The sequence below is a fragment of the Variovorax sp. LARHSF232 genome, assembly GCF_052871435.1.
In genome coordinates, this window is sequence record NZ_JBIXJS010000002.1 from 211,360 (window position 1) to 232,490 (window position 21,131).

Annotated in this window: 19 protein-coding genes; 13 read left to right on the top strand and 6 right to left on the bottom strand. The window is 69.3% G+C overall.

Annotation, left to right across the window (positions count from 1 at the left end):
* The first annotated feature begins 50 nt into the window (after positions 1 to 50).
* Positions 51 to 1,154, top strand: coding sequence for an alkene reductase (locus tag ACIPRI_RS06455; protein WP_446620592.1), 1,104 nt, complete (start codon positions 51 to 53; stop codon positions 1,152 to 1,154).
* On the opposite strand, the gene ACIPRI_RS06460 is transcribed toward ACIPRI_RS06455, so the two are convergent.
* Positions 1,136 to 3,388 carry a heavy metal translocating P-type ATPase gene (locus tag ACIPRI_RS06460; RefSeq protein ID WP_446620593.1) on the bottom strand — a complete coding sequence of 751 codons (2,253 nt, stop codon included), beginning with the start codon at positions 3,386 to 3,388 and terminating at the stop codon, positions 1,136 to 1,138. The genes ACIPRI_RS06455 and ACIPRI_RS06460 overlap by 19 nt on opposite strands.
* Before the next feature lie 129 nt (positions 3,389 to 3,517).
* On the opposite strand from ACIPRI_RS06460, the gene ACIPRI_RS06465 reads away from it, so the two are divergent.
* The 6 genes from ACIPRI_RS06465 to ACIPRI_RS06490 all read left to right on the top strand — a co-directional run bounded on the left by ACIPRI_RS06465 (position 3,518) and on the right by ACIPRI_RS06490 (position 7,706).
* Positions 3,518 to 3,718, top strand: a complete 201-nt coding sequence (locus tag ACIPRI_RS06465) for a heavy-metal-associated domain-containing protein (protein ID WP_446620594.1) — start codon at positions 3,518 to 3,520, stop codon at positions 3,716 to 3,718.
* Complete coding sequence (cueR, locus tag ACIPRI_RS06470) at positions 3,715 to 4,125, top strand: Cu(I)-responsive transcriptional regulator (RefSeq protein WP_446620595.1); 411 nt, start codon at positions 3,715 to 3,717, stop codon at positions 4,123 to 4,125. The genes ACIPRI_RS06465 and cueR overlap by 4 nt, the downstream gene beginning before the upstream one ends.
* Before the next feature lie 58 nt (positions 4,126 to 4,183).
* Positions 4,184 to 4,954 (top strand): TIGR04325 family methyltransferase, encoded by a 771-nt coding sequence (locus ACIPRI_RS06475; protein WP_446620596.1) that lies wholly within the window; start codon positions 4,184 to 4,186, stop codon positions 4,952 to 4,954.
* A gap of 56 nt (positions 4,955 to 5,010) precedes the next feature.
* Positions 5,011 to 5,778, top strand: a complete 768-nt coding sequence (creB, locus tag ACIPRI_RS06480; RefSeq protein WP_446620597.1) for a two-component system response regulator CreB — start codon at positions 5,011 to 5,013, stop codon at positions 5,776 to 5,778.
* 47 nt (positions 5,779 to 5,825) lie between these two features.
* Positions 5,826 to 7,265, top strand: a complete 1,440-nt coding sequence (gene creC / locus ACIPRI_RS06485; protein WP_446621062.1) for a two-component system sensor histidine kinase CreC — start codon at positions 5,826 to 5,828, stop codon at positions 7,263 to 7,265.
* Positions 7,266 to 7,418: 153 nt separating this feature from the next.
* Positions 7,419 to 7,706 carry an SWIB/MDM2 domain-containing protein gene (locus ACIPRI_RS06490; RefSeq protein WP_446620598.1) on the top strand — a complete coding sequence of 96 codons (288 nt, stop codon included), beginning with the start codon at positions 7,419 to 7,421 and terminating at the stop codon, positions 7,704 to 7,706.
* A gap of 42 nt (positions 7,707 to 7,748) precedes the next feature.
* Here the strand turns inward: ACIPRI_RS06490 and ACIPRI_RS06495 are convergent, their stop codons facing one another.
* Positions 7,749 to 10,220 (bottom strand): penicillin-binding protein 1A, encoded by a 2,472-nt coding sequence (locus ACIPRI_RS06495; protein WP_446620599.1) that lies wholly within the window; start codon positions 10,218 to 10,220, stop codon positions 7,749 to 7,751.
* A 180-nt stretch (positions 10,221 to 10,400) separates the two neighbouring features.
* On the opposite strand from ACIPRI_RS06495, the gene ACIPRI_RS06500 reads away from it, so the two are divergent.
* Genes ACIPRI_RS06500 through ACIPRI_RS06510 form a run of 3 tightly spaced genes read left to right on the top strand, consistent with a single transcriptional unit; the run spans position 10,401 to position 13,998 of the window.
* The gene (locus ACIPRI_RS06500; RefSeq protein WP_446620600.1) at positions 10,401 to 12,473 is read left to right on the top strand and encodes a VIT and vWA domain-containing protein; all 2,073 of its coding nucleotides are present in this window, start codon (positions 10,401 to 10,403) and stop codon (positions 12,471 to 12,473) included.
* Positions 12,474 to 12,484: 11 nt separating this feature from the next.
* A complete protein-coding gene (gene xrtQ / locus ACIPRI_RS06505) occupies positions 12,485 to 13,390 on the top strand; it encodes an exosortase Q (protein WP_446620601.1) in 906 nt (301 codons plus the stop codon).
* A 14-nt stretch (positions 13,391 to 13,404) separates the two neighbouring features.
* Positions 13,405 to 13,998, top strand: a complete 594-nt coding sequence (locus ACIPRI_RS06510) for a hypothetical protein (protein WP_446620602.1) — start codon at positions 13,405 to 13,407, stop codon at positions 13,996 to 13,998.
* 3 nt (positions 13,999 to 14,001) lie between these two features.
* Here ACIPRI_RS06510 and ACIPRI_RS06515 read toward each other — a convergent pair whose 3' ends face one another.
* The 4 genes from ACIPRI_RS06515 to ACIPRI_RS06530 are packed head-to-tail and all read right to left on the bottom strand — an operon-like array spanning position 14,002 to position 17,484.
* Positions 14,002 to 14,460 carry a chromate resistance protein ChrB domain-containing protein gene (locus tag ACIPRI_RS06515; RefSeq protein WP_446620603.1) on the bottom strand — a complete coding sequence of 153 codons (459 nt, stop codon included), beginning with the start codon at positions 14,458 to 14,460 and terminating at the stop codon, positions 14,002 to 14,004.
* Positions 14,457 to 15,128, bottom strand: a complete 672-nt coding sequence (locus ACIPRI_RS06520; RefSeq protein WP_446620604.1) for a rhodanese-like domain-containing protein — start codon at positions 15,126 to 15,128, stop codon at positions 14,457 to 14,459. Before ACIPRI_RS06520 ends, ACIPRI_RS06515 begins: the two co-directional genes overlap by 4 nt.
* Before the next feature lie 17 nt (positions 15,129 to 15,145).
* On the bottom strand, positions 15,146 to 16,525 hold the full coding sequence (gene chrA, locus ACIPRI_RS06525) for a chromate efflux transporter (protein WP_446620605.1): 1,380 nt from the start codon (positions 16,523 to 16,525) through the stop codon (positions 15,146 to 15,148).
* Positions 16,522 to 17,484, bottom strand: coding sequence for a chromate resistance protein ChrB domain-containing protein (locus ACIPRI_RS06530; protein WP_446620606.1), 963 nt, complete (start codon positions 17,482 to 17,484; stop codon positions 16,522 to 16,524). Before ACIPRI_RS06530 ends, chrA begins: the two co-directional genes overlap by 4 nt.
* 196 nt (positions 17,485 to 17,680) lie before the next feature.
* Here ACIPRI_RS06530 and ACIPRI_RS06535 point away from each other — a divergent pair, with 196 nt between their 5' ends.
* From ACIPRI_RS06535 to ACIPRI_RS06545, 3 genes are all read left to right on the top strand, one after another.
* Positions 17,681 to 18,934: a M14 family zinc carboxypeptidase gene (locus ACIPRI_RS06535; protein WP_446620607.1), complete on the top strand. Its 1,254-nt coding sequence runs from the start codon at positions 17,681 to 17,683 to the stop codon at positions 18,932 to 18,934.
* 97 nt (positions 18,935 to 19,031) lie between these two features.
* On the top strand, positions 19,032 to 20,351 hold the full coding sequence (locus ACIPRI_RS06540; RefSeq protein WP_446620608.1) for a transglycosylase domain-containing protein: 1,320 nt from the start codon (positions 19,032 to 19,034) through the stop codon (positions 20,349 to 20,351).
* Positions 20,348 to 21,124, top strand: coding sequence for a GNAT family N-acetyltransferase (locus tag ACIPRI_RS06545; RefSeq protein WP_446620609.1), 777 nt, complete (start codon positions 20,348 to 20,350; stop codon positions 21,122 to 21,124). Before ACIPRI_RS06540 ends, ACIPRI_RS06545 begins: the two co-directional genes overlap by 4 nt.
* The last annotated feature ends 7 nt before the right edge of the window (positions 21,125 to 21,131 follow it).

Consider the following 21,131-nt stretch of genomic DNA (forward strand, 5'->3'; position numbering starts at 1 on the left):
GATGGGCTAGGGTTTACCCTAGGCAACCTTCAAATCACCGCAATCCCCACATGAGCACTCTTTTCGACCCGGTCCGGGCCGGCGATCTTCAGCTAGCCAATCGCATCGCCATGGCCCCCCTCACGCGCAACCGCTCGCCCAACGCGGTTCCGCAGGACATCGCGGCCACCTACTACACCCAGCGCGCCAGCGCCGGCCTCCTGATCAGCGAAGGCACCGCCATCAGCCACCAGGGCCAGGGCTATGCCGACGTGCCGGGCCTCTACGCCCCCGAGCAACTGACTGCCTGGCGGAAGGTCACCGACGCCGTGCACACCGACGGCGGCAAGATCGTCACCCAGCTGTGGCATGTGGGCCGCGTCTCCCACAATGCGCTGCAACCGGGCGGCGTGGCGCCGGTGGCGCCTTCGGCGATCACCGCCAACACCCGGACGGTGCTGATCCAGGACGGCGTGCCGACCTTTGTCGAAACCTCGGCGCCGCGCGCGCTGGCCGCCAGCGAGCTGCCGGGCATCGTGCACGACTACGAGCGGGCGGCCCGCCATGCGGTGCAAAGCGCCGGCTTCGATGGCGTGGAGATCCACGCGGCCAACGGCTATCTGCTGGACCAGTTTCTCAAGACCGGCAGCAACCAGCGCGACGACGCCTACGGCGGCAGCATCGAGAACCGTGCCCGACTGCTGCTGGAAGTGGCCCGCGCGGTGGCGCAGGCGGCCGGCGCCGGCCGCACCGGCATCCGCCTGTCGCCGGTGACGCCGGCCAACGACGTGCATGACGCCGATCCGCAGCCGCTGTTCGAATACCTGATGCGCGAGCTGGCCCCGCTCGGCCTGGCCTACGTGCACGTGATCGAAGGCGCCACGGGCGGCCCGCGCGAACTGGAAGACCGCCCCTTCGACTATGCCGCGCTCAAGGCCGCCTACCGCAAAGCCGGCGGTGAAGGCGCCTGGATGGTAAACAACGGCTACGACAAGGTGCTGGCCGAACAGGCCCTGGCCGGCGGCGCCGACCTGGTCGCCTTCGGCAAGGCCTTCATCTCCAACCCGGACCTGGTGCGCCGGCTGCGCGAAGATGCGCCGCTCAACGCCTGGGACAAGGGCACCTTCTACGGCGGTGGCGCCAAGGGCTACACGGACTACCCCGCCCTCGCCTGATCGGAGGGCGCCTGCTCTTGCGGCCGCCAATGGCGCAAGAGCAGCGCATTGGCCATCACGCTCACGCTCGATGCGGCCATCGCCGCGCCGGCCACCACCGGGCTGAGCAGACCGAGCGCGGCCAGCGGGATGCCGGCCACGTTGTAGGCGAAGGCCCAGAACAGGTTCTGCCGGATCTTGGCCACCGTGCGGGCCGACACGTCGAAGGCATCGGCCACCAGCGACAGGTCGCCGCGCATCAGGGTGATGCCGGCGGCTTCCATCGCCACGTCGGTGCCGTGGGCCATGGCGATGCCGACGTCGGCGGCGGCCAGCGCCGGCGCGTCGTTGGCGCCGTCACCCACCATCGCCACCACGTGACCGTCGGCGCGCAGCGCCTGCACCGCCGCGGCCTTGTCGCCCGGCAGCACTTCGGCGCGGACGTCCTCAGCTGCGATGCCGACGCGCGCGGCCATCGCCTGGGCGGCCCGCCGGTTGTCGCCGGAGATCATCACCACGCGCAGGCCGCGTGCGCGCAGCCGGGCCACGGCCTGGGCCGCGCCGGGCTTGGGCTCGTCGGCAAAGGCGAGCAAGGCTTGCGCGCGCGCCGCGCCTTCGCCATCGAAGCGCAGCAGCGCCGACACGGTGGCACCTTGCGCCTGCAGCGGTGCCAGCGACTGCGCGTCCACCGCCACGCCGAGTTCCTCGCACCAGCGCAGGCTGGCCAGGGCCCATTCGCCGGCACCCGCGCCTTCTTCCAGCCGGCCTCGCATGCCGCGCCCGTCGACCGAGTGCAACTCGCGCGCGGCCGCATGCGACACGCCTTGTACCTGCGCGGCATCGAGCACGGCGCGCGCCAAGGGATGGGCGCTGCCGCTTTGCAGGCTGGCCGCGGCGGCCAGCAGCGTGCGCGCGTCGGCGCCGTGCAGCGGCAGCAGTTGCGTCAGGGTGGGCTTGCCCAGCGTCAAGGTGCCGGTCTTGTCGAAAGCCACCGTGTCCACCCGATGCGCCAGCTCCAGCGCCCGCGCGTCCTTGATCAGGATGCCGCGCCGCGCCGCCACGCCGGTGCCCGCCATCACCGCGACCGGCGTCGCCAGGCCCAGGGCACAGGGGCAGGCGATCACCAGCACGGCCACCGCGTGAATCAGCGCCGCCTCGGTACCCGCACCCATCAGCAGCCAGGCCCCGAACGTCAACGCCGCAATGGCCAGCACCACGGGCACGAACACGGCTGCCACCTGGTCGACCATGCGCTGGATCGGCGCCCTGGCCGCCTGCGCGTCCTCGACCAATCGAATGATGCGCGACAGCACGCTCTCGGCGCCCACGGCGCGCACCTCCATCAGCAGCCGGCCTTCGCCATTGACCGAGCCGCCGGTGAGTGCCTCGCCCGCTGCCTTGGCGACCGGCAGCGGCTCGCCGGTGAGCATGGACTCGTCCACCGACGAGCGACCCTCCAGCACCATGCCGTCGGCCGGCACCCGCTCGCCCGGACGCACCGACAGGCGGTCGCCCGCCAGCAGTTCGGCCACCGGCACATCCGATTCCTTGCCGCTCTTGGCATCGATCACGTGCGCGAGCTCGGGGCGCAGGGCCTGCAGGGCGCGGATGGCCGACGTGACCTGGCGCTTGGCACGCGACTCCAGCCACTTGCCCAGCATGACCAGGGTGATCACCACTGCCGCCGCCTCGAAGTAAAGATGCGGCATGGCATCCGCGGGCGCTCGCCACCACAGCCACAGCGACAGGCCGAAGGCGGCGCTGGTGCCCAGTGCCACCAGCAGGTCCATGTTGCCGGTGCCGGCGCGCAGCGCATGCCAGCCGGCCTTGTAGAAGCGTGCGCCCAGCCAGAACTGGACCGGCGCCGCCAACAGGAACTGCAGCCATGCGGGCAGCATCACATGCACGCCCAGCGGCTCGAGCAACATCGGCGCCATCAGCGGCACCGACAACAACAGACCGATGGCCACCGGCGCGAAGCCGGCCCAGGGCGACGCCGGCGCCGAAGCCCCGGCGCTGGCCGCTTCGCGCGGCTCGTAGCCGGCCTGGCGGACCGCGCGGCGCAGGCGGGCATCCAGGTCGGGCGCGGCCGCGGCGATCACGCGGGCCGATTCGGTGGCCAGGTTCACCGTCGCCTCCTGCACGCCGGGCACGCGCAGCAATGCGCGCTCCACCCGGCTGACACAAGAGGCGCAGGTCATGCCACCGACCGACAGGTCCGAACTGAAGAGGGTTGCTTGTTGTGATGTTGTCATGCGCTCAGGCTAAACGTTGACATCATGTGAATGTCAAGCCCCGACATCTCGTATGGAAAATTGCTTGACCTTGACACGATGTCATGGTTGAGACTGCCAGTCATCCAATCACAGCAAAGGAGTATCGCCATGATCAGCAACCATCAATTCCAGGTCAGCGGCATGAGCTGCGGCCACTGCGCCAGCGCCATCCAGAATGCACTACTGGCGCTCGACCCGCAGGCCCGTGTCCAGATCGAACTGGCGCGCAGCCGGGTCGAGGTCGACAGCGCGCAACCGCGCGAAGCCTTGGCCGCAGCCATCGCCTCCGCCGGATACGCACCCCAATGACCAGCAGCGCCCCGGTGAACATCGGCGAAGCGGCGCGCCTGTCGGGCATCTCCACCCGCATGGTGCGGCACTACGAAAGCCTGGGCCTCCTGGGCGAGGTGCATCGCACCGACAGCGGCTACCGGCAGTACAGCGCGGCCGAAGTGCACACCTTGCGCTTCATCAAGCGCTCGCGCGACATGGGCTTTTCGATGGAGCAGGTGGCGGAACTGGTCAGCCTCTGGCACAACCGGCGCCGCACCAGCGTTACCGTCAAGCGCATCGCGCAAAGCCACCTGGACGAGCTGGAGCAGCGCATCGCGGCCATGCAGGGCATGCAGCGCACGCTGGCCCACCTGGTGCACTGCTGCCACGGCGACCAGCGCCCTGATTGCCCCATCCTGGACGACCTCGCGCGTATCGCTTGAATACTTTTGTTTCCGATTGCAGAATCGGCGCTTTGGCCACCCTGCACCGGAGGTCCCCATGCTTTCGAGCCTGCTGCCGACGGCGGTCCGCCAAGCCGCCTACCGCAAGAAGTTCATCGAGAACACCCACGAGCACCTCTTCATGGGCTCCTTCGAGAGCTTTGCCGCGGCGCAGGCCGGCGCACCGGCGGCCAAGGCCGTCGGCTACGACAACGCCGAGAAGGCCAGGGACTTCTACTCTCACCAGATCTACTTCTACGATTACCCGGCCCTGTTCTGGATCGGGCGCTCGCTGGAAGACGGAATGCGCAGCATCTTCGACCTGGGCGGCCACGTCGGCATCAAGTACTACGCCTTTCGGCGCGTGCTCAGCCACCCCGAGAACCTGCGCTGGACGGTGTGCGACGTGCCCGGCGTGGTGAAGACCGGGCGCGAACTGGCGACCGAGCGCGGCAGCGCGGAGCAACTGACCTTCACCACCGATTTCCACGATGCCAGTGGTTTCGACGTGCTCTTTGCCTCCGGCAGCCTGCAATACCTGCCGCAGCGCATCTCCGAGATCCTGGCGTCGCTGCCCGTCAAGCCCAAGCGCGTGATCGTCAACACGGCCGCGGTGCATCCCGAACGCACCCTGTTCACCCTGAACAGCATCGGCTTTGCCGTCTGCCCCTATCGCATCCAGCACCATGACGAGCTCCTGGCAGAACTCGCCGATGCCGGCTACAAGCGGCGCGATGGCTGGCGCAACGAGGGCAAGCCCATCGAAGTGCCCTTTGTCGAGGGCGGCGACAAGCCCTTCTACGCGGGATGCTGTTTCGACCTGCGTTAGGGCCTGTTCACAGGCCCTAAGCGCAGCGGCGGCCGGGCGCCCGCTACCATCCGGCCATGTCCCTTTCGTTGAAGCAACGCGTCCTCATCGCCGAAGACGAGCCCGGCATCGCAGACACCCTGCAGTACGTGCTCAGAAGCGACGGTTTCGAGCCGGTGTGGTGCGCCACCGCGCAGGAGGCGCTGGCCCAGTTCCAGGCCGCGCCGCCGGCCATCGCGATCCTGGACATCGGCCTGCCCGACATGAACGGCTTCGAGCTGTTCAAGCGCCTGCAGTCCATGAGCCGCGCCAGCGGCGGGCCGGACGTGCCCATGCTGTTCCTGACGGCGCGCAACGATGAAATCGACCGCGTGGTCGGCCTGGAGCTTGGCGCCGACGACTACATCGCCAAGCCCTTCTCGCCGCGCGAACTGGTGGCGCGCGTGCGCACCATCCTGCGCCGCAGCGGCGGCAGCGCGCTGGCCGGCGCAGCAGCCACCCCGGCGCCGCCTGCCGCGCCCCCCGCCGCGGCAGCACCGACCCCCTTCGTGCTGGACGCCGAACGCATGCAGATCCGCTATTACGGACGTCTGCTGGAACTCTCTCGCTACGAGTACGGCCTGCTGCGCCTGATGATCCAGCGCCCCGGCCGCGTCTTCACCCGCGAGGAGCTGCTGCAACTGGTGTGGGACGACGCCAGCGACAGCTTCGACCGCACGGTGGACGCCCACATCAAGACCCTGCGCGCCAAACTGCGCGAGGTGGCGCCGGGCATCGAGCCGATCCGCACCTTGCGCGGCACCGGCTACGCGCTCAACGAAGAGCTGCCCGCGCAAGCGCAATGAGCAGCCCGACGCCGGCCAGGAAGCGCCAGCAGGCCAGCGCCGGCGCCCTGTCGCGGCGCACCCGCATCTTCATCGCCATCCTCCTGATCTACTTCGCCGGCATCGCCCTGCTGCTGTACCGCGTGGTGGCCGACATCGATCCGCGCTACCGCGAATCGGCCGAGGAATCGCTGGTCGAAATCTCCCAGCTGATGGCCAGCCTGGTGGAGCAGGACGTGATCGCCGGCGCCATCAACACGCAGCGGCTGGAGCCGCTCTTTCGCACGGTCTACGCGCGCGAGTTCTCGGCGCAAATCTACAACCTGCACAAGACCAAAGTGGAGCTGCGCGTCTACGTCACCAACCGCAGCGGGCGCGTGATCTTCGATTCCACCGGGCGCGACCTGGGCGCGGACTATTCCAGCTGGAGCGACGTCAGCCGCGCGCTCAGCGGCCTGTACGGCGCGCGCACCACGCGCGACCTGGCCGGCGATCCGCTCACCTCGGTGATGTATGCGGCGGCGCCGATCCGCTGGGGCGAGGAGATCGTCGGCGTGGTCAGCGTGGGCAAGCCGGTGCAAAGCTTCGGCCAGTTCGTGCAGGACGCGCGGGCGCGCACGCTGTGGGTGGGCGTGGGCTCGGCGGTTGCCTTGCTGATGCTGGCGCTCATCATGTCGGTCTGGCTGGTGCGGCCCTTCGGCCTGATCTCGGACTACCTGCGCTGGCTGCGGCAGCAGCGCAGCTGGAGCGTTTCGCGCATGACGCGGCGCGCGGTCGACACCTTGCGCGGCGGCCTGCGCGAAATGCGCGACGCCTTCACCGGCCGCAGCTACGTGGCCGACTACGTCCAGACCTTCACCCACGAGATCAAGAGCCCGCTGTCGGCCATCCGCGGGGCGGCCGAGCTGCTGCAGGAGCCTTCCATGCCGCAGGCCGAGCGCGAGCACTTCCTGGCCAACATCGCCGGCGAGACGCAGCGCATCCAGGAGATCGTCGACCGCATGATGGAGCTCACCACGCTGGAAACGCAGCGCGCGCTGGAGCGCAGCGAGACGGTATCGCTGGCGCCGCTGCTGCACGACGTGGCGGCCAGCGCACAAGGAGCGGCGGCAGCGCGCCAGATCCGCCTGCATGTCGCCATCGACAGCAATGCCAACGTCGAGGGCGACCCCTTCCTGCTGCGGCGCGCGGTGAGCAACCTGCTGGACAACGCCATCGATTTCTCGCCGCCCGGCGCCGAGGTGGCGCTGGCCCTGCACGTGGGCGCGCGCGAGGCCCGCATCACGGTGCGCGATCACGGCCAGGGCATTCCGGACTACGCGCGCGAGCAGGTGTTCGAGAAGTTCTATTCGCTGGCCCGCCCGCACAGCCAGAAGAAGAGCACCGGCCTGGGCCTGGCCTTCGTCAAGGAGATCGCCATCCTGCACCGCGGCCGCATCGAGTTGGCCAATGCGCCGCGCGGCGGCGCCATTGCAACCTTGAGCCTGCCGCTGCTGTCGCACGGCTGATGCGGCCGGAACGCCGCACGCCGCACCCTTGGTATCCTCGGCCGATCGCAAGCGCCATCTTTCGCGGTGGAGCTCACTTTTCGCAAGACACTTTGCGCAACCCTCGCCTCAACGTCCAACCGACGCCAAGGCCATCTGAAAGATATTCCTGCCATGACAACCGCTGACAAGAAGACTTCGCCCGCAGCAAAGCGCGCGCCAAACGCCGCCTTCATGAAGGCCCTGACGCCCAGCCCTGCGCTGGCCGCCGTGATTGGCTCCACGCCAATGCCCCGCACCGAGGTCGTGAAGCAGATGTGGGTCTACATCAAGGCGAACAACCTGCAGGACGCCACCAACAAGCGCAACATCAATGCCGATGCCAAGCTGCGCCCGATCTTCGGCAAGGACCAGGTCACGATGTTCGAGATGACCGGCCTGGTCGGCAAGCACCTGAGCTGAAGGCGCTCCCGCGAGGCGGCCTCGAGCGGCCTGTAACGGCCCTTAGCGGCGGAACAAGTCCAGGATCCAGTTGCGATCAGGCGCCTGCGCCGGCGCAGGCGCAGACGGTGGCGCTCCCACCATCGCCTCGGCCGGCGGATTGCCGCCAAAACCGGGCACCGCGCCCGGCGGAACACCCGGGCCGCCGAAGCCCGGAGCCGTCTCCACATCCAGGGTGGCCACGGCCCGGCCCGGCGGGTAGTCGTCGTAGTACCAGTCGCCGTCGATCAAGGCCACGCCCTGCGGCACGCCCGACTTGGCCACCGGCACGCCGCGCAGCGCGCGCTGCATGTAGCCGGTCCACACCGGCAGGCTCAGGCTGCCGCCGGTCTCGCCGCGCACGCCCAGCTGGCGTGGCTGGTCGTAGCCGATCCAGACCACGCCCACGCGGCTCGGCTGGAAGCCGGTGAACCAGGTATCGAAGGAATCGTTGGTGGTGCCGGTCTTGCCGTACAGGTCGTCGCGCCGCAGGGCCTGGTAGGCCTTGGAGCCCGTGCCGCTGCGCACCACGCTCTGCAGCAGCGTACTCATCACGAAAGCATTGCGCGCCGGAATGGCGCGAATGCTCTCGTCCAGCACCGGCGGCTTGACTTCGAACAGCACCTTGTCGCCGCGCTCCACCACCTTGCTCACCAGGTAGGGGCTGACGCGAAAACCGCCATTGGCAAACACGCCATAGGCCACCGCCATCTGCAGCGGCGTGACCGAGCCTGCGCCCAGCGCCATCGGCAGGTAGGGCGGCTGCTTGTCGGCATCGAAGCCGAAGCGGCCCGACCACTCCTGCGCGTAGTTGGTGCCGATCGACTGCAGCACCCGGATGGTCACCATGTTCTTGGATTTCTCCAGCGCATGGCGCACCGTCATCGGCCCTTCGAAATTGCCGTCGTAGTTCTTCGGCTCCCAGGGCTGGCCACCGGTGGTGCCGCGGTCGAAGAAGAGCGGCCCGTCGTTCACCACGGTGGAAGGCGCAAAGCCTTTTTCCAGTGCGGCCGAATAGATGAAGGGCTTGAAGCTGGAGCCCGGCTGGCGCCAGGCCTGGGTCACGTGGTTGAACTGGTTCTGGCCGAAATCGAAACCCCCCACCAGCGCCTTGATGGCGCCGTCGCGCGGATCGAGGCCGACAAAGGCACCCTCCACTTCCGGCAGCTGCACCACCTCGAAGGCGCCCTTGGCGTTCTTGCTGACGCGCAGCACGGCGCCGCGCGCAATGCGCTGACGCGCATCGGCCCGGGCCGACAGGCCTGCCTGCGCCAGGCGCAGGCCGTCGCCCGTGATCTTCAGGCTCTCGCCATCGCGGCCGACCACCACCAGCTGCTTGGAGCTGGCTTCCAGCACCACCACCGCCAGCACCTCGCCATCGTCCGGATGCGCGGCCAGCGCGTCTTCGACCGCATCGTCCTGCCCGGCGGCGTCCTGCGGCACCTTCACCGTCTGTTCCGGGCCGCGCCAGGGCTGGCGCCGCTCGTAGTCCAGGATGCCGCGGCGCAGCGCCTGGTAGGCCGCGGCCTGGTCGCTCGCCACCAGCGTGGTGCTGACCGTCAGGCCGCGCGTGTAGGCGCTGTCGCCGTACTGCGCCACCATCTGCTGGCGCACCATCTCGGCCACGTACTCGGCGTGCGGGCGATCCGGATCGTTCACGCCGCGCAGCTGCAGCTTCTCTTCCCTGGCCTGGCTCACCTGTTCGGCGCTGACGAAGCGCAGCGATTCCATGCGGTCCAGCACGTAGAGCTGGCGGGCCCGTGCGCGACGTGGGTTGACCACCGGGTTGTTCGCGCCCGGCGCCTTCGGCAGCCCGGCCAGCATGGCGGCCTCGGCCAGCGTGATGCTTTTCAGCGGCTTGCCGAAGTAGGCGTCCGACGCGGCGGCAAAACCGTAGGCGCGCTGGCCCAGGTAGATCTGGTTGAGGTAGATCTCCAGGATCTGGTCCTTGCTGAGCTCGTTCTCCAGCTGCAGCGCGATCAGCGCCTCGCGCAGCTTGCGGCTGAAGGTGCGCTCGGATGTGAGGTACACATTGCGCGCCACCTGCTGCGTGATGGTCGATGCACCCTGGCGCATGCCATGCAGCATGTTGCTGAGCACGGCACGCGCGAGGCCGATGGTGTCGATGCCGCCATGCTCGTAAAAGCGCGCATCTTCCACCGCGATCACCGCGTCCTTCATCACCTTGGGAATCTGATCCAGCGGCACCAGCTGGCGCCGTTCCTCGCCGAATTCGCCGATCACCACGCCATCTGACGTGAGCACGCGCAATGGCAGCTTGGGCTGGTAGTCGGCCAGCTGCTTGACGTCCGGCAGGCTGGGGTAGATCAGGGCCACCGCAACGCCCACCACCAGCACGCAGGCCAGCACGAGGCCGCCCAGCGCCAGGGCGGCCCACTTCAGGATGGGTTTGTTGTTGTTCAAGGCCTTTTTAGCCTTGGGTTTTGCTTTTTGGTCGGGCACAGCTTGGGTACTTTCTATCTCTCTCCGAGGCATCGATGCTCGCCGCGCCGCCCGAAGCTCGTGTGAAGTCTCTGGCGGCTGGACTTCACACAGACTTCACACAAGGATAAGGCGTTTCAAAAAGCCTTCCTACGGCCTTCGAATCCGGCTTCCACAGTGGCATCCGTGCACCGTTGCACGGCTTTCCATGGACAAGAAGAAGAGGACGAAGAAATGGAATCTCCACAACGCCACGGCCGCCGGCTCTGGCTGACCACGTTCACCCTGGCCTGCCTTTGCTTTGCGCTGCTGGTCGCCAGGCCCTTGCATGCGCAACAAGAGCGCCAGGCCCCGCGCCAGAAGACCGAGAGCCCCTATTTCTTCGTCAAGAGCGACGACCCCTCGGTGGACGCGTTGCCGCTCAAGCGCACCACCGTCGACGTGAAGCTTGCCGGCGTGATCGCCGACGTGCGCGTCACCCAGACCTACCGCAATGAAGGCACGCGCACCGTCGAGGCGAGCTATGTCTTTCCCGGCTCCACCCGCGCCGCGGTGAACGGGCTCACGGTGCGCCTGGCCGACCGCGTGATCGAGGCGCAGATCCGCGAGAAGCAGCAGGCCCGCAAGGACTACGACGCTGCCCGTCAGCAGGGCAAGACCGCCGCTCTCCTGGAGCAGCACCTGCCCAACGTGTTCCAGATGAAGGTGGCCAGCATTTTGCCGGGCGACGAGGTGCAGGTGGAGCTGCGCTACAACGAGCTCCTGGTGCCGCAGGCGGGCCGCTACCAGTTCGTCTTTCCGACGGTGGTGGGGCCGCGCTACAACAGCCCGCGCTCCGAACTGGCGCAAGCCCAGTGGGTGGCGCAGCCGATCCTGCGCGCCGGCGAAGCCTCCAACACCGCCTTCTCATTGAAGGCGGCGATCGACTCCCCGATCGCGCTGCAGGACGTGCGCTCGCTGACCCATGCGATCGAGGTGCAGCAAAGCGAGGGCGACAAGCGCGCGCAGATCGCGCTGGCGCCTTCAGCCGAGGCCGCAAACAACCGCGACTTCGTGCTGCACTATCGGCTGGCCGGCGAGCGCATCGAATCGGGCCTGATGCTCTACCCCGGCCAGGGCCCGGGCGCCGAGAACTTCTTCCTCGCGATGGTCGAACCGCCGCGCTCGGTGGCGGCCGAAGCCGTCTCGCCGCGCGACTACATCTTCGTGGTCGACATCTCGGGCTCGATGCATGGCTTTCCGCTGGACACCGCCAAGGCCATGCTGGAGCGCCTGCTCAGCGGCCTGCGGCCCAGTGACACCTTCAACGTGCTGCTCTTCTCGGGCAGCAGCCGGATGCTGTCGCCGCATTCGGTACCGGCCAGCCGCGCCAACATTGAGCAGGCGGTCGAAGTCATCACGCGCTACAGCGGCGGCGGCAGCACCGAACTGGTCCCGGCCCTGCGCCGCGCCTACGACGAGCCCAAGGCCGACAAGGTGTCGCGCACAGTGGTGGTGGTGACCGACGGCTACGTGACGGTGGAGCGCGAGGCCTTCGAGCTGGTACGCAGGAACCTGTCGCAGGCCAACCTGTTTGCCTTCGGCATCGGCAGTTCGGTGAACCGGCACCTCATCGAAGGGCTGGCGCGCGCCGGCATGGGCGAGCCCTTCGTCATCACCGACCCGATGCAGGCGCCGCGCGAGGCCGCGCGCTTTCGCCGCATGGTCGAGTCGCCCCTGCTCACCCACGTGCGCGCCCGCTTCCAGGGCCTGGAGGTCTACGACGTGGAGCCGCAAGCCCTGCCCGATGTGCTGGGCGAGCGCCCGGTCGTGCTGTTCGGCAAGTGGCGCGGCAAGCCGCAGGGTCGGCTGGTGATCGAAGGCCAGAGCGCCGAAGGCCCCTGGCGCCAGCAGCTCGCGGTGGACGCCGCCAGCCTGCGGCCCGACGCGGCAGCGCTTCGCAGCCTGTGGGCACGCCACCGCATCGCCGCGCTGTCGGACCAGGAGGCGCTGGAAGGCGGCAGCAATCTGCGCGAGTCGATCACCGAGCTGGGCCTGCGCTACGGCCTGCTCACGCAATACACCAGCTTCATCGCGGTGGACCAGCGGGTGCGCAACACGGCGCCGCAAGACAGCACCCGCGTCGACCAGCCGCTGCCCTTGCCCAAGGGCGTGAGCGAGCTCGCATTGCCCAGTGCCGCCAGCGGCGCCGAGGTGCCCGGCACGCCGGAACCCGAAAGCCTGGGCGCCCTCGCCGTGCTCCTGTCGATGCTGGCCATGCTGCGTCGGCGCGCACGCCGCCACGACGAACGACGACTGACGAGTTGAAGGAAAAAAAGATGACTCTCTCCACCCTGGCCCAGCGCCATCCGCGCCTGTTCGATGAACTCATCCGCATCGACCGCGCCCCCGCCTTCGGCTGGATCGCCCTGCAGGCGGCCGCACTAATTCCCACCTGGTGGTGGATGGCGCGCCGCCTGGCCGATGGCGCCGACGACCCCTTGGGCCTGCTGGCCCTGGCCGCGCTCGCCGGGCTGGTCTGGACCTTGCGCCTTGAACTGCGCTGCGCGCCGCGCCTGGGCTGGCTGGCACTGGCCAGCCTGGGCACCCTGGCCGCCACGGTGCTGCGCAGCGGAATCGGCCCCTTGCCCGCCCTGCCGCCGCTGGCCGTTGGCCTGGTCGCCGTGCTGGCGCTCGCCGCATGCCTTCTGGCGCTGCTGCCCAGGCGCGTGGCGGCGGCGCCGGTGCTCGGCCTGGCAGTGCTGGCGCTGCCCTTGCTGTCTTCGCTGCAGTTCTATGCCGGCTTTCCGCTGCGCGTCATCACTGCCGAAGCCAGCCGCTGGCTGCTGGCACCTGCCTTCGAGGTGCAGCGCGAAGCGGCCAGCCTGATCGTCGACGGTCGCCTGGTGATCGTCGACGCGCCCTGCTCCGGCGTGCAGATGGCCTGGTGCGGCTACTTCGTCGCCTGCGCGCTGGCGCTGTGGGCCGGACGCAGCAACCGCCACTTCCTCGCGCGGCTGCCGCTGGTGGGCTTCGTCGTGCTGGCCGGCAACATCCTGCGCAACAGCGTGCTGGTGGCCTTCGAGGGCGCTGGCCTCGCCTTGGCGCCCTGGCTGCACGAAGCGATCGGGCTGGCGCTGCTGGCAGCGGTGTGCGCGGCGATCGCCTGGCTCCTGTTGCCGGTGTCGACGCCCCGACGCGCAATGGCGGCGCAGCGCCTGACGGCCCACGCCGCACAACACTGAAGGCGCCGCTTGTCATGAACCTCGGCACCTCCTTCGAACAGCTGTTCGGCAACCGCTTCATCAACCGCATCACCCACAAGGCCGCCTTTGCGCTGGCCATGCTGCTGTGCATCGCCTGGTCGGCCGTCCATGCCTGGCGTGCGCCTCCCGCTGCCCCCGTGCAGGAGGCGCGCGCCCTTTTTCAGGAATGGCCTGCGCAATGGGACGGCGCGCCGCTGCGTCCGCTGGCGCTGAGCGATGTCGAGCAGCGCTTTGCCAAGCACTTTCCCGGCACCATCGCGCGCCTGACCGACGGCCACCAGACCGTGGTGCTGCGCCGGGTCGATGCACCCACGCGCATGCTGCATCCGGCCAGCGACTGCTACCGCGCCCTGGGCTTTCGCATCCGCGACGAGCGCCTCGTGCGGCAGGGCGACGGCGGTGCGCGGCTTTCGCGCTGTTTCATCGCCGAGCGCGCCGGCGGCCAGCGCCTGAAGGTATGCGAGCACATCGCCGGCGCCGATGGCAGCGCCTTCACCGACAGCTCGGCCTGGTACTGGGCCGCCCTGGCCGGCCGGTCCAGCGGGCCCTGGCAGGCGGTGACGGTGGCGCAGCCGCTGCAGGAGTGAGCGTCATCCGTACGGCGGCCAGTTGTGCGTCTCGCCCTGCCCCTCGCGGCACCAGGCGAAGAGCGCGTCATACAGCACCAGGCCGTGCCGCAGCATCTCGTGGTCGTCCGCGAACACGCGCGACAGGCCCAGCGAGATGGCGTAGAGGCCGGCCGACTGCGGCGTGAGGTCCAGCCGCGACGTGTCGGCGCCCCGCACGATGGCCGCCAGCCGCGCCAGGGCCGGCTCGCGCTCGGCCAGCTGGTACTTCGCCACGAAGGCATCGAAGCTGCACGACTCGCCGACGTGGCTCATCTCCACGCCGGGAATGTCGTAGGGCGTCGCCACGCTTTCGGCAGCCACGCGCATCACGTCCTTGGCCGGCACGAAGAGAAACTGCGCCTTCGCATCGATGAAGCGCAAGATCAGCCAGGGGCAGGCAATGCGGTCGATCTTGGGCCGCTCGCGCGTCACCCATTTCACGGCGCCTCTCCCACCACGGCCTTGGGGGCCAGCGCGCGGCCTGCGGCCTGCCAGCCGTCGATGCCGCCGCGCAGGAAGCGCGCCGGCACACCGGCGGCGCGCAGGCGCAGCGCGGTGCTGCGGCCGACCTCGTGGCCATAGACGCAGTACACGATGAGCGTGCGATCGCGCGGCAGCTCGGCGGCCCAGGCGGACACGGCGGCCGGGTCGCGCCAGCTGGCACCGGGGATCACCGATGCAGCGTTCTCGAACACGCCGGCACGCCGCACGTCCAGCAGCAGCGGCGCTTGCGCCACCTCGGCCAGCTCCTCCTGGGCAGCGCCAAAGGCTTCGCTCGCCGCATGCACCGCTTGCTGGTAGCGCGCATACACCTGGGCCCAGTCGATGGCGTCGACGAATTCATCCAGCGGCGAACCCGCGAAGCTGCACGACAGGATCACGTCTCCGTCGCCTGCCGCATGCTGGGCGTCCGCCGCCCACCGATGTTCCAGCGTGCCCTGGGCCGGCAGAAAGACCAGCGCCAGGCAGCCGGGTCCGCCGCCGAAGGCCCGGCCCAGCGCGACAAAGGATTCGCGCCAGCGCTGCACGCTGCCGAAGTTGGCAGACAGCGCCAGCGCCATGGCCGGCTCCATCCGCGTGCTGTCGTCTTGTTGCACAAGGGCGTTCATCGCCACACTCCTCATCGTCAACGCGGCAACAGCAAGGTCGCCAGCAGCCCGACGGCCGCGCAGGCGCCGAGCAGCGGCATCACGCCGACCTTGAAGCGAAACAGCGCCACGGCGGCGCCCAGCGCGATCAGGGCCGACAGCGCGTCGAAGCGCCCGCCAAAGCCCTGGGGCCACAGCACGTGGTAGCCGAAGAACAGCGCCAGGTTGAGGATCACGCCCACCACCGCGGCGGTGATGGCCGACAGCGGCGCGGTGAAGCCCAGCTTGCCGTGCGTGGCCTCCACCAGCGGCCCGCCGATGAGGATGAACAGGAAGGAAGGCAGGAAGGTGAAGAAGGTCACCACGCTGGCCGCCAGCGCGCCGCCCAGAAACAGCGCATCGGGCCCCAGCACCTGCTGCAGCCAGCCGCCGACGAAACCGACGAAGGCCACCACCATGATCAGCGGCCCCGGCGTGGTCTCGCCCAGCGCCAGCCCGTCGATCATCTGCGCGCCGCTGAGCCAGTGGTGCTGCTCCACCGCGCCCTGGTAGACGTACGGCAGCACCGCATAGGCGCCGCCAAAGGTGAGCAGCGCCGCCTTGGTGAAGAACCAGCCCATCTGCGTGAGCGTGCCCTGCCAGCCCTGCGTCGCCAGCAGCGCGCCCATCGCCAGCGCCCAGAGCCCCAGGCCGAAGGCGACGAGCCGGAGCAATCGGCCGCGCGAGAAGCGCGCATGCGTGGGCGTGGGCGTGTCGTCGTCGATCAGCGCGAGGCCATAGCGCTGTAGTCCGTTCGCATGGCCGCCGCCCAGCGCAAAAACCTGCGGCGCCCAGCGTGCGCCGAAATGCCCGACAAGGCCGGCCGCCAGCACGATGGCCGGAAAGGGCGTGTCGAAGAAGAAGATCGCCACGAAGGCCGCGGCCGCGATGCCCCACATCCAGCCGTTGCGCAGCGCGCGGCTGCCGATGCGATGCGCCGCATGCGCCACCAGCGCCGTCACCGCCGGCTTGATGCCATAGAAGATGCCGGCCACCAGCGGTACATCGCCAAAGCGCAGGTAGATCCAGGACAGCGCGATCAGGATGAAGAGCGAAGGCAGCACGAACAATGCGCCGGCCACGATGCCACCCCAGCTGCGATGCATCAGCCAGCCGATGTAGGTGGCCAGCTGCTGCGCCTCCGGCCCCGGCAGCACCATGCAGTAGTTGAGCGCGTGCAGGAAGCGCTTCTCGCTGATCCAGCGGCGGCGCTCCACCAGCTCGGTGTGCATGATCGCGATCTGCCCGGCCGGTCCGCCAAAGCTGATGAAGCCCAGCCTGAGCCAGAAGCGGAAGGCCTCGGCAAAGCTCACTGCCGCGGGTGCCTGCTCGCTTTTTTCGCTGCCGTCGGCTGGGGTCGTTGTGGTGGTGGTGTTCATGAAGGACGGCTCGCCAGTGCGGCCAGCCCGGTGTAAAGAGTGTCGAACAGGCTGCAAGCAGCGGCCAGCAGGGCATCGTCGTCGTCCGGATGCTGGGCCTGCAGTCCGCGCACCAGGGTCTCGATGCCGACGGCCTCGTCCACTGGGCTGCCGCCCACGTCGATGTAGTGCACCAGCTCGCCCAGGCGACGCAGCCCGGCGTCTTCGGCCAGGCCGAAGCTCATGGCCAGCACCTCGAAGCTGACCTTGCCGTCCACGTGCGTGAAGCGGGCGCCGTCGAAGTCGAAGCCCAGTGCGCGCTTGGGCGCCTTGGCCGGATCCTTGAGCCAGAGAAAGCGTGGCGCCTGGTCGATGAAGCGCTGGATCAGCCAGGCGCTGGCCAGCCGGTCGACCCAGGGGCGTTGCCGCGTGGCCCAGCTGCAGCCCTGGAAATCCTCGCGCCGCAGCCGCTCGATGCCGCGCACCTGCGCCGTTGCCGGCTCGCCGGGCGAGAAGCGGCGCTCCACCTCCAGGCGCAGTGCTTCCAATGAATCGGCCGCGGCGGCCGCGGCCTTGCCCCCAAAGAAGTCCAGCGCCTGGATGGACTGCAGCTGCTGGGCCAGCGTGCGCAGGGTCTTGCGCGTGTCCGGCTCGGCCGCCCTGGCAAGCGCCTTGCGCGCCTCCTTGATGGCTTGGGCCAGGTCGGCGTATTGCTCGGCGCGGTCGAACAGGGCCAGGAACTGCGCCTCCTGCGCCGCGTCGCGCGCCTTCACTTCCAGCATGTGGGCCTCGGCGCCGCCTTCGCGGATCGCCTGCTCGATGCGCCATAGCCATGGAGCTGTCGGCGCCTGCGCAGGCAGGATGTACACGCCATCGCGCAAGGTGGCGCAGCCGGTGGCCTTGAGCGAGCGCCAGATGCGCACCCGCAACCCGCTCGGCGAGGTGGGCAGGGAGGCGGTGAGGACCAGCCAGGAGTTCATGCAACAAGTATCACACTACGTGATGTTTGCTACAAGCACCCGTGACAAATACCACGATGTCCAGTCGGCCATTCGAATGTGAAATTCGACCATTTGACGGTCCCGGGCTTTGATGGCCGGGCCCGGCGGCCGGCCTAGCATCCGTCACCCTGCCGCTCCGGCCGGGCAACAAGAGCAAGTCCAAGAGGAGTTCGTGATGCGTAAAGTTGTACGAATCGCCGCCATCGGTGCCGCCACGGCGCTGCTTGCCGGCCTTGGGTGGGCCCAGCCCAGCACCATTCCGAACGGTCCGAGCGGCGAGAACAGCAGCCTCGCTTCGCTGCGAAGCTACGACCAATTGCTGAAGGCGCTGGAGAGCGCGGTGCACACCTCCGGAGGCGCCGCCACCCTGCACTACGCGCCGTACACCAGCAACACCGGCCGGAAGGTGCCCTACGTGGTGATCGGCAAGGGCCCGACCGCGGCGCTGATCATCGCGCAGCAGCACGGCGACGAGATGGAAACCAGCGACTCGGCCGTGAACCTGGTGCGCGACCTGGCCAACAACTCGCAAGCCTCGCAGGTGATCCGCAACTCGCTCACCGTGGTCGTGGTGCCGCGCGTGAATGTCGACGGCTTCGACGGCGAGAAGCCCGACGGCACGCCGCTCACCGATGCCAGCGGCAACACCGTGCCCTGGCGGCAGAACTACGACCCGCGCTTCACCGTCAACCCGCTGCCGGCCTTCTACACGCGCGGGCGCGGCTACGACATCAACCGCTACCACGCCTTCCGGCCCGAGTGCCCCTTCGACAATCCGAACTACCCGAACCTGACGACCGGCGTCACCAGTTGCGAAACCAAGGACATCGACAGCAAGGGCCCGTACCTGGTGTCCGAGGGCAACCCGGTGCCCGAGGCAAAGAACGTGCGCTGGCTCAACGACCAGTACAAGCCGGTGATGGCGCTGGACATGCACCACCAGGGCACGCGGGTGCATGACGGCCAGATGGTGACGGCCTCCACCCTCTATCCCACCGCGGTCGACACGGCCGTGCGCCTGCAAGCGGTGGACCCGACGGCGCTGGCCCGCTTCAACGCCGGCCAGACCATGGCCAAGCGGGTGGTCGTCGTCATTGCGCAGAAGCTGGCGCAGTACCCCTATGCCAACCTGAGCCGCTACCCCGGCGGCACCGAGCCCGGCATCTCGCGCAACGCCTATGGCCTGCTCGGCTCAGGCTCGGTGCTGCTGGAACTGCGCGGCGGCATCGCCACCAAGTCGGGCGGCTACATCCAGAAGATCGGCTACCACGCCTCCATGGCCATCCTGGACGAGTTGGCCAAGGACCCGACGCTGGGCGGCTTCAGCCCCGACCTGGCCGACGTGCTGGTGGTGCCCGCCAATGGCGTGCCGCCCAGCGGCGGCCAGGGCGAGACCGAGGAAGACGACCCGGATCACCTGGGCGGCTGAGGCGGCCACTCGCCATTCTTGCAGCCTGCTGCGCGCGCGCAACGCGAAGGCCCGCCCGATCGCGCACACTCGGGGCACAACTGTCCCGGGGGAGCCTTTGAAAGTCGCGTTGCGCTTCGTGCTGTTTGTTCTGGCCGCCTTGTTCGTGACGGCCGCCATTGCGATCGTGCTGATCGTCAAGTTGGTGCTCGCGCCGGCGCCCGGGGAGTGGTCGCAGCGGGTGAAGGCCGGGCCAATCGGCTTCGACGTCGGCGTGCCCACAGTGCTGCGCCTTGCCACCGCCTCCTGGTTCGCGCCACAGCTGACTGGCCATTCCTTCGACACCCGCTTCGGCACTTTGCGCTTCGGCTGGAGCCAGGCCAACCTGCTGGAGCTCGACTGCGCGCCCTGCAGCGTGGCGGTGCCGGCGTTGGGCGACAAGCCGGTGCAGGTCGAGCGCCTGCTGCTCACCGTGCGGCGCGATGTGGATTCGATGTTCGGCACGGTGCGTGCCATCCCGCTGGGCGCCACCAGCAGCGAGTTGCGCGGCCGATGGAGCGGCCGTCTCACGCAAAAGAACCTGCAGCTGTCCGCCGACATCGAGGACGCGCCGATCGGCCAGTGGTACCAGCTGCTGGTGCCGGCGCTGCCGGAACTGGCGCGCGCCCGCATCGGCGGCACAGCCTCGGTGCACGGCCAACTGAGCCTGCCCGAGGGCAGCTACAGCCTGCAGCCGCGCCTGGCCAAATTCACCGTGGACGGCCTGGGCGCCGAAGGCCTGATCGAGGCACGTGCCAGCAGTTGCGGCGCGCCCGCCCGGCTGGCCAGCGATGCCTGGCTGACGCGCGGCACGGTGGCGGCGCTGGACCCGGATTTCTTCCAGCATGCCGGCTATCAGCCCACCGGATTGGCACGCAGCGGCGGCGCCGGCAACGCGAGCGCGAGCGCGATCGCCAGTGCCGGCGCCAAGCCGGAAAAGGTCAGCGCCGCCCGCAGCGCGGCCGGTCCCGCGCCACAGGGCACGCTCGACGAACAGATGGTCCGCCTGCTGCTGCCGCCGATCCCACAGCCGGAGGCGCAGCGCCTGCGCGACCTGCTCTACGCGGCGGAACTGGACCGCACGCCCGGCAAGGCCCGCCTGCTGCAGGCCTACCTGGACATGGCGCCTTGGGGCGGCCAGCTGTGCGGGGCCGAGTCGGCGGCGCGCCGCTACTTCAAGCGCAGCGCCCGCTCGCTGGAGCCGGCCCAGGCGATCTGGATGGCCACCCTGCTGCGCGAGCCCGACACCCTGCTGGAGAAGTGGCGCGCCGAGGGCCAGATCGACAAGCCCAGGGCCCGCCACGTGGCCGAGGCGGTGCGCGAGATCTCCGCCGGCCAGCGCGTTGCGCTGCTGCGCAGCGTGGCCAACGCCCGCTTTGCGCCGCCGCCGGCGCCATGACGATGCACTTGCAGCACTTGGAGATCGAGGCCATCGAACGCGCCACCCTGGCCGCCGTGGCGCCGCAGTGGGTGGAAGCGCTGGACGATGAAAGCTGGCTGCTCCCCATGGACAGCGGCACCGTCGGCCGTGCCAAGAGCGCCGCGCCCTTGCGCCATGCGGCTCCTTCGATGGCGCCGGCCCGGCTGCTGGAGCGCATCGAGGCCCGCTATGCCGCCCGTGATCTGCCCACCATGCTGCGGCTGCCCGACGCACCCTGCTTCGACGACCTGCGCGCCGGCCTGGCGCAGCGCGGCTATCGGGGCACCAAGCCCACGCTGACGCAGATCGGCAGCACCCGTGCCATGCGTGCTGTCAGCCCCGGCATGCTGGCCGACGTCGATGCGGCACCGGATGCCGGTTGGGCCGGCGTCTTCCTCGGCCCCGGCTTCGACCCGATCGACGGCGCCAGCCGGGTGCAGGCGCTGACGCGGGCCAGCGGCAACCTGTACGCCAGCGTGCGCGAGAACGGGCTCACCCTGGCAGCCGGCGCCATGTCCTTCGGCCATGGCTGGGCCAGCGTGCACGGCATGCGCACCGACCACTCGGCACGCGGCCGCGGCCTGGCCGGGCGGGTGCTGGCAGGGCTGGCGCAGGTGGCGCTGGATCGCGGCTACGAACGCGTGTTCCTGCAGGTCGAGGCCGGCAATGCAGCCGCCCTGGCGCTGTACCGCCGCGCCGGCTTCCAGCCGGCCTGGGCCTACCGCTACTGGCAGCGCAGCGCACCGCCCTGAACTCGGC

Excerpts from the sequence above, each read along its gene's own strand:
- ACIPRI_RS06530 (WP_446620606.1), bottom strand. The coding sequence starts at position 17,484 with ATGAACTCCTGGCTGGTCCTCACCGCCTCCCTGCCCACCTCGCCGAGC.
- ACIPRI_RS06475 (WP_446620596.1), top strand. The coding sequence starts at position 4,184 with ATGCTTTCGAGCCTGCTGCCGACGGCGGTCCGCCAAGCCGCCTACCGC.
- ACIPRI_RS06455 (WP_446620592.1), top strand. The coding sequence starts at position 51 with ATGAGCACTCTTTTCGACCCGGTCCGGGCCGGCGATCTTCAGCTAGCC.
- ACIPRI_RS06490 (WP_446620598.1), top strand. The coding sequence starts at position 7,419 with ATGACAACCGCTGACAAGAAGACTTCGCCCGCAGCAAAGCGCGCGCCA.
- cueR (WP_446620595.1), top strand. The coding sequence starts at position 3,715 with ATGACCAGCAGCGCCCCGGTGAACATCGGCGAAGCGGCGCGCCTGTCG.
- ACIPRI_RS06535 (WP_446620607.1), top strand. The coding sequence starts at position 17,681 with ATGCGTAAAGTTGTACGAATCGCCGCCATCGGTGCCGCCACGGCGCTG.
- xrtQ (WP_446620601.1), top strand. The coding sequence starts at position 12,485 with ATGACTCTCTCCACCCTGGCCCAGCGCCATCCGCGCCTGTTCGATGAA.
- ACIPRI_RS06460 (WP_446620593.1), bottom strand. The coding sequence starts at position 3,388 with ATGACAACATCACAACAAGCAACCCTCTTCAGTTCGGACCTGTCGGTC.
- chrA (WP_446620605.1), bottom strand. The coding sequence starts at position 16,525 with ATGAACACCACCACCACAACGACCCCAGCCGACGGCAGCGAAAAAAGC.
- creB (WP_446620597.1), top strand. The coding sequence starts at position 5,011 with ATGTCCCTTTCGTTGAAGCAACGCGTCCTCATCGCCGAAGACGAGCCC.
- ACIPRI_RS06465 (WP_446620594.1), top strand. The coding sequence starts at position 3,518 with ATGATCAGCAACCATCAATTCCAGGTCAGCGGCATGAGCTGCGGCCAC.
- ACIPRI_RS06510 (WP_446620602.1), top strand. The coding sequence starts at position 13,405 with ATGAACCTCGGCACCTCCTTCGAACAGCTGTTCGGCAACCGCTTCATC.
- ACIPRI_RS06500 (WP_446620600.1), top strand. The coding sequence starts at position 10,401 with ATGGAATCTCCACAACGCCACGGCCGCCGGCTCTGGCTGACCACGTTC.
- ACIPRI_RS06495 (WP_446620599.1), bottom strand. The coding sequence starts at position 10,220 with ATGCCTCGGAGAGAGATAGAAAGTACCCAAGCTGTGCCCGACCAAAAA.
- ACIPRI_RS06520 (WP_446620604.1), bottom strand. The coding sequence starts at position 15,128 with ATGAACGCCCTTGTGCAACAAGACGACAGCACGCGGATGGAGCCGGCC.
- ACIPRI_RS06545 (WP_446620609.1), top strand. The coding sequence starts at position 20,348 with ATGACGATGCACTTGCAGCACTTGGAGATCGAGGCCATCGAACGCGCC.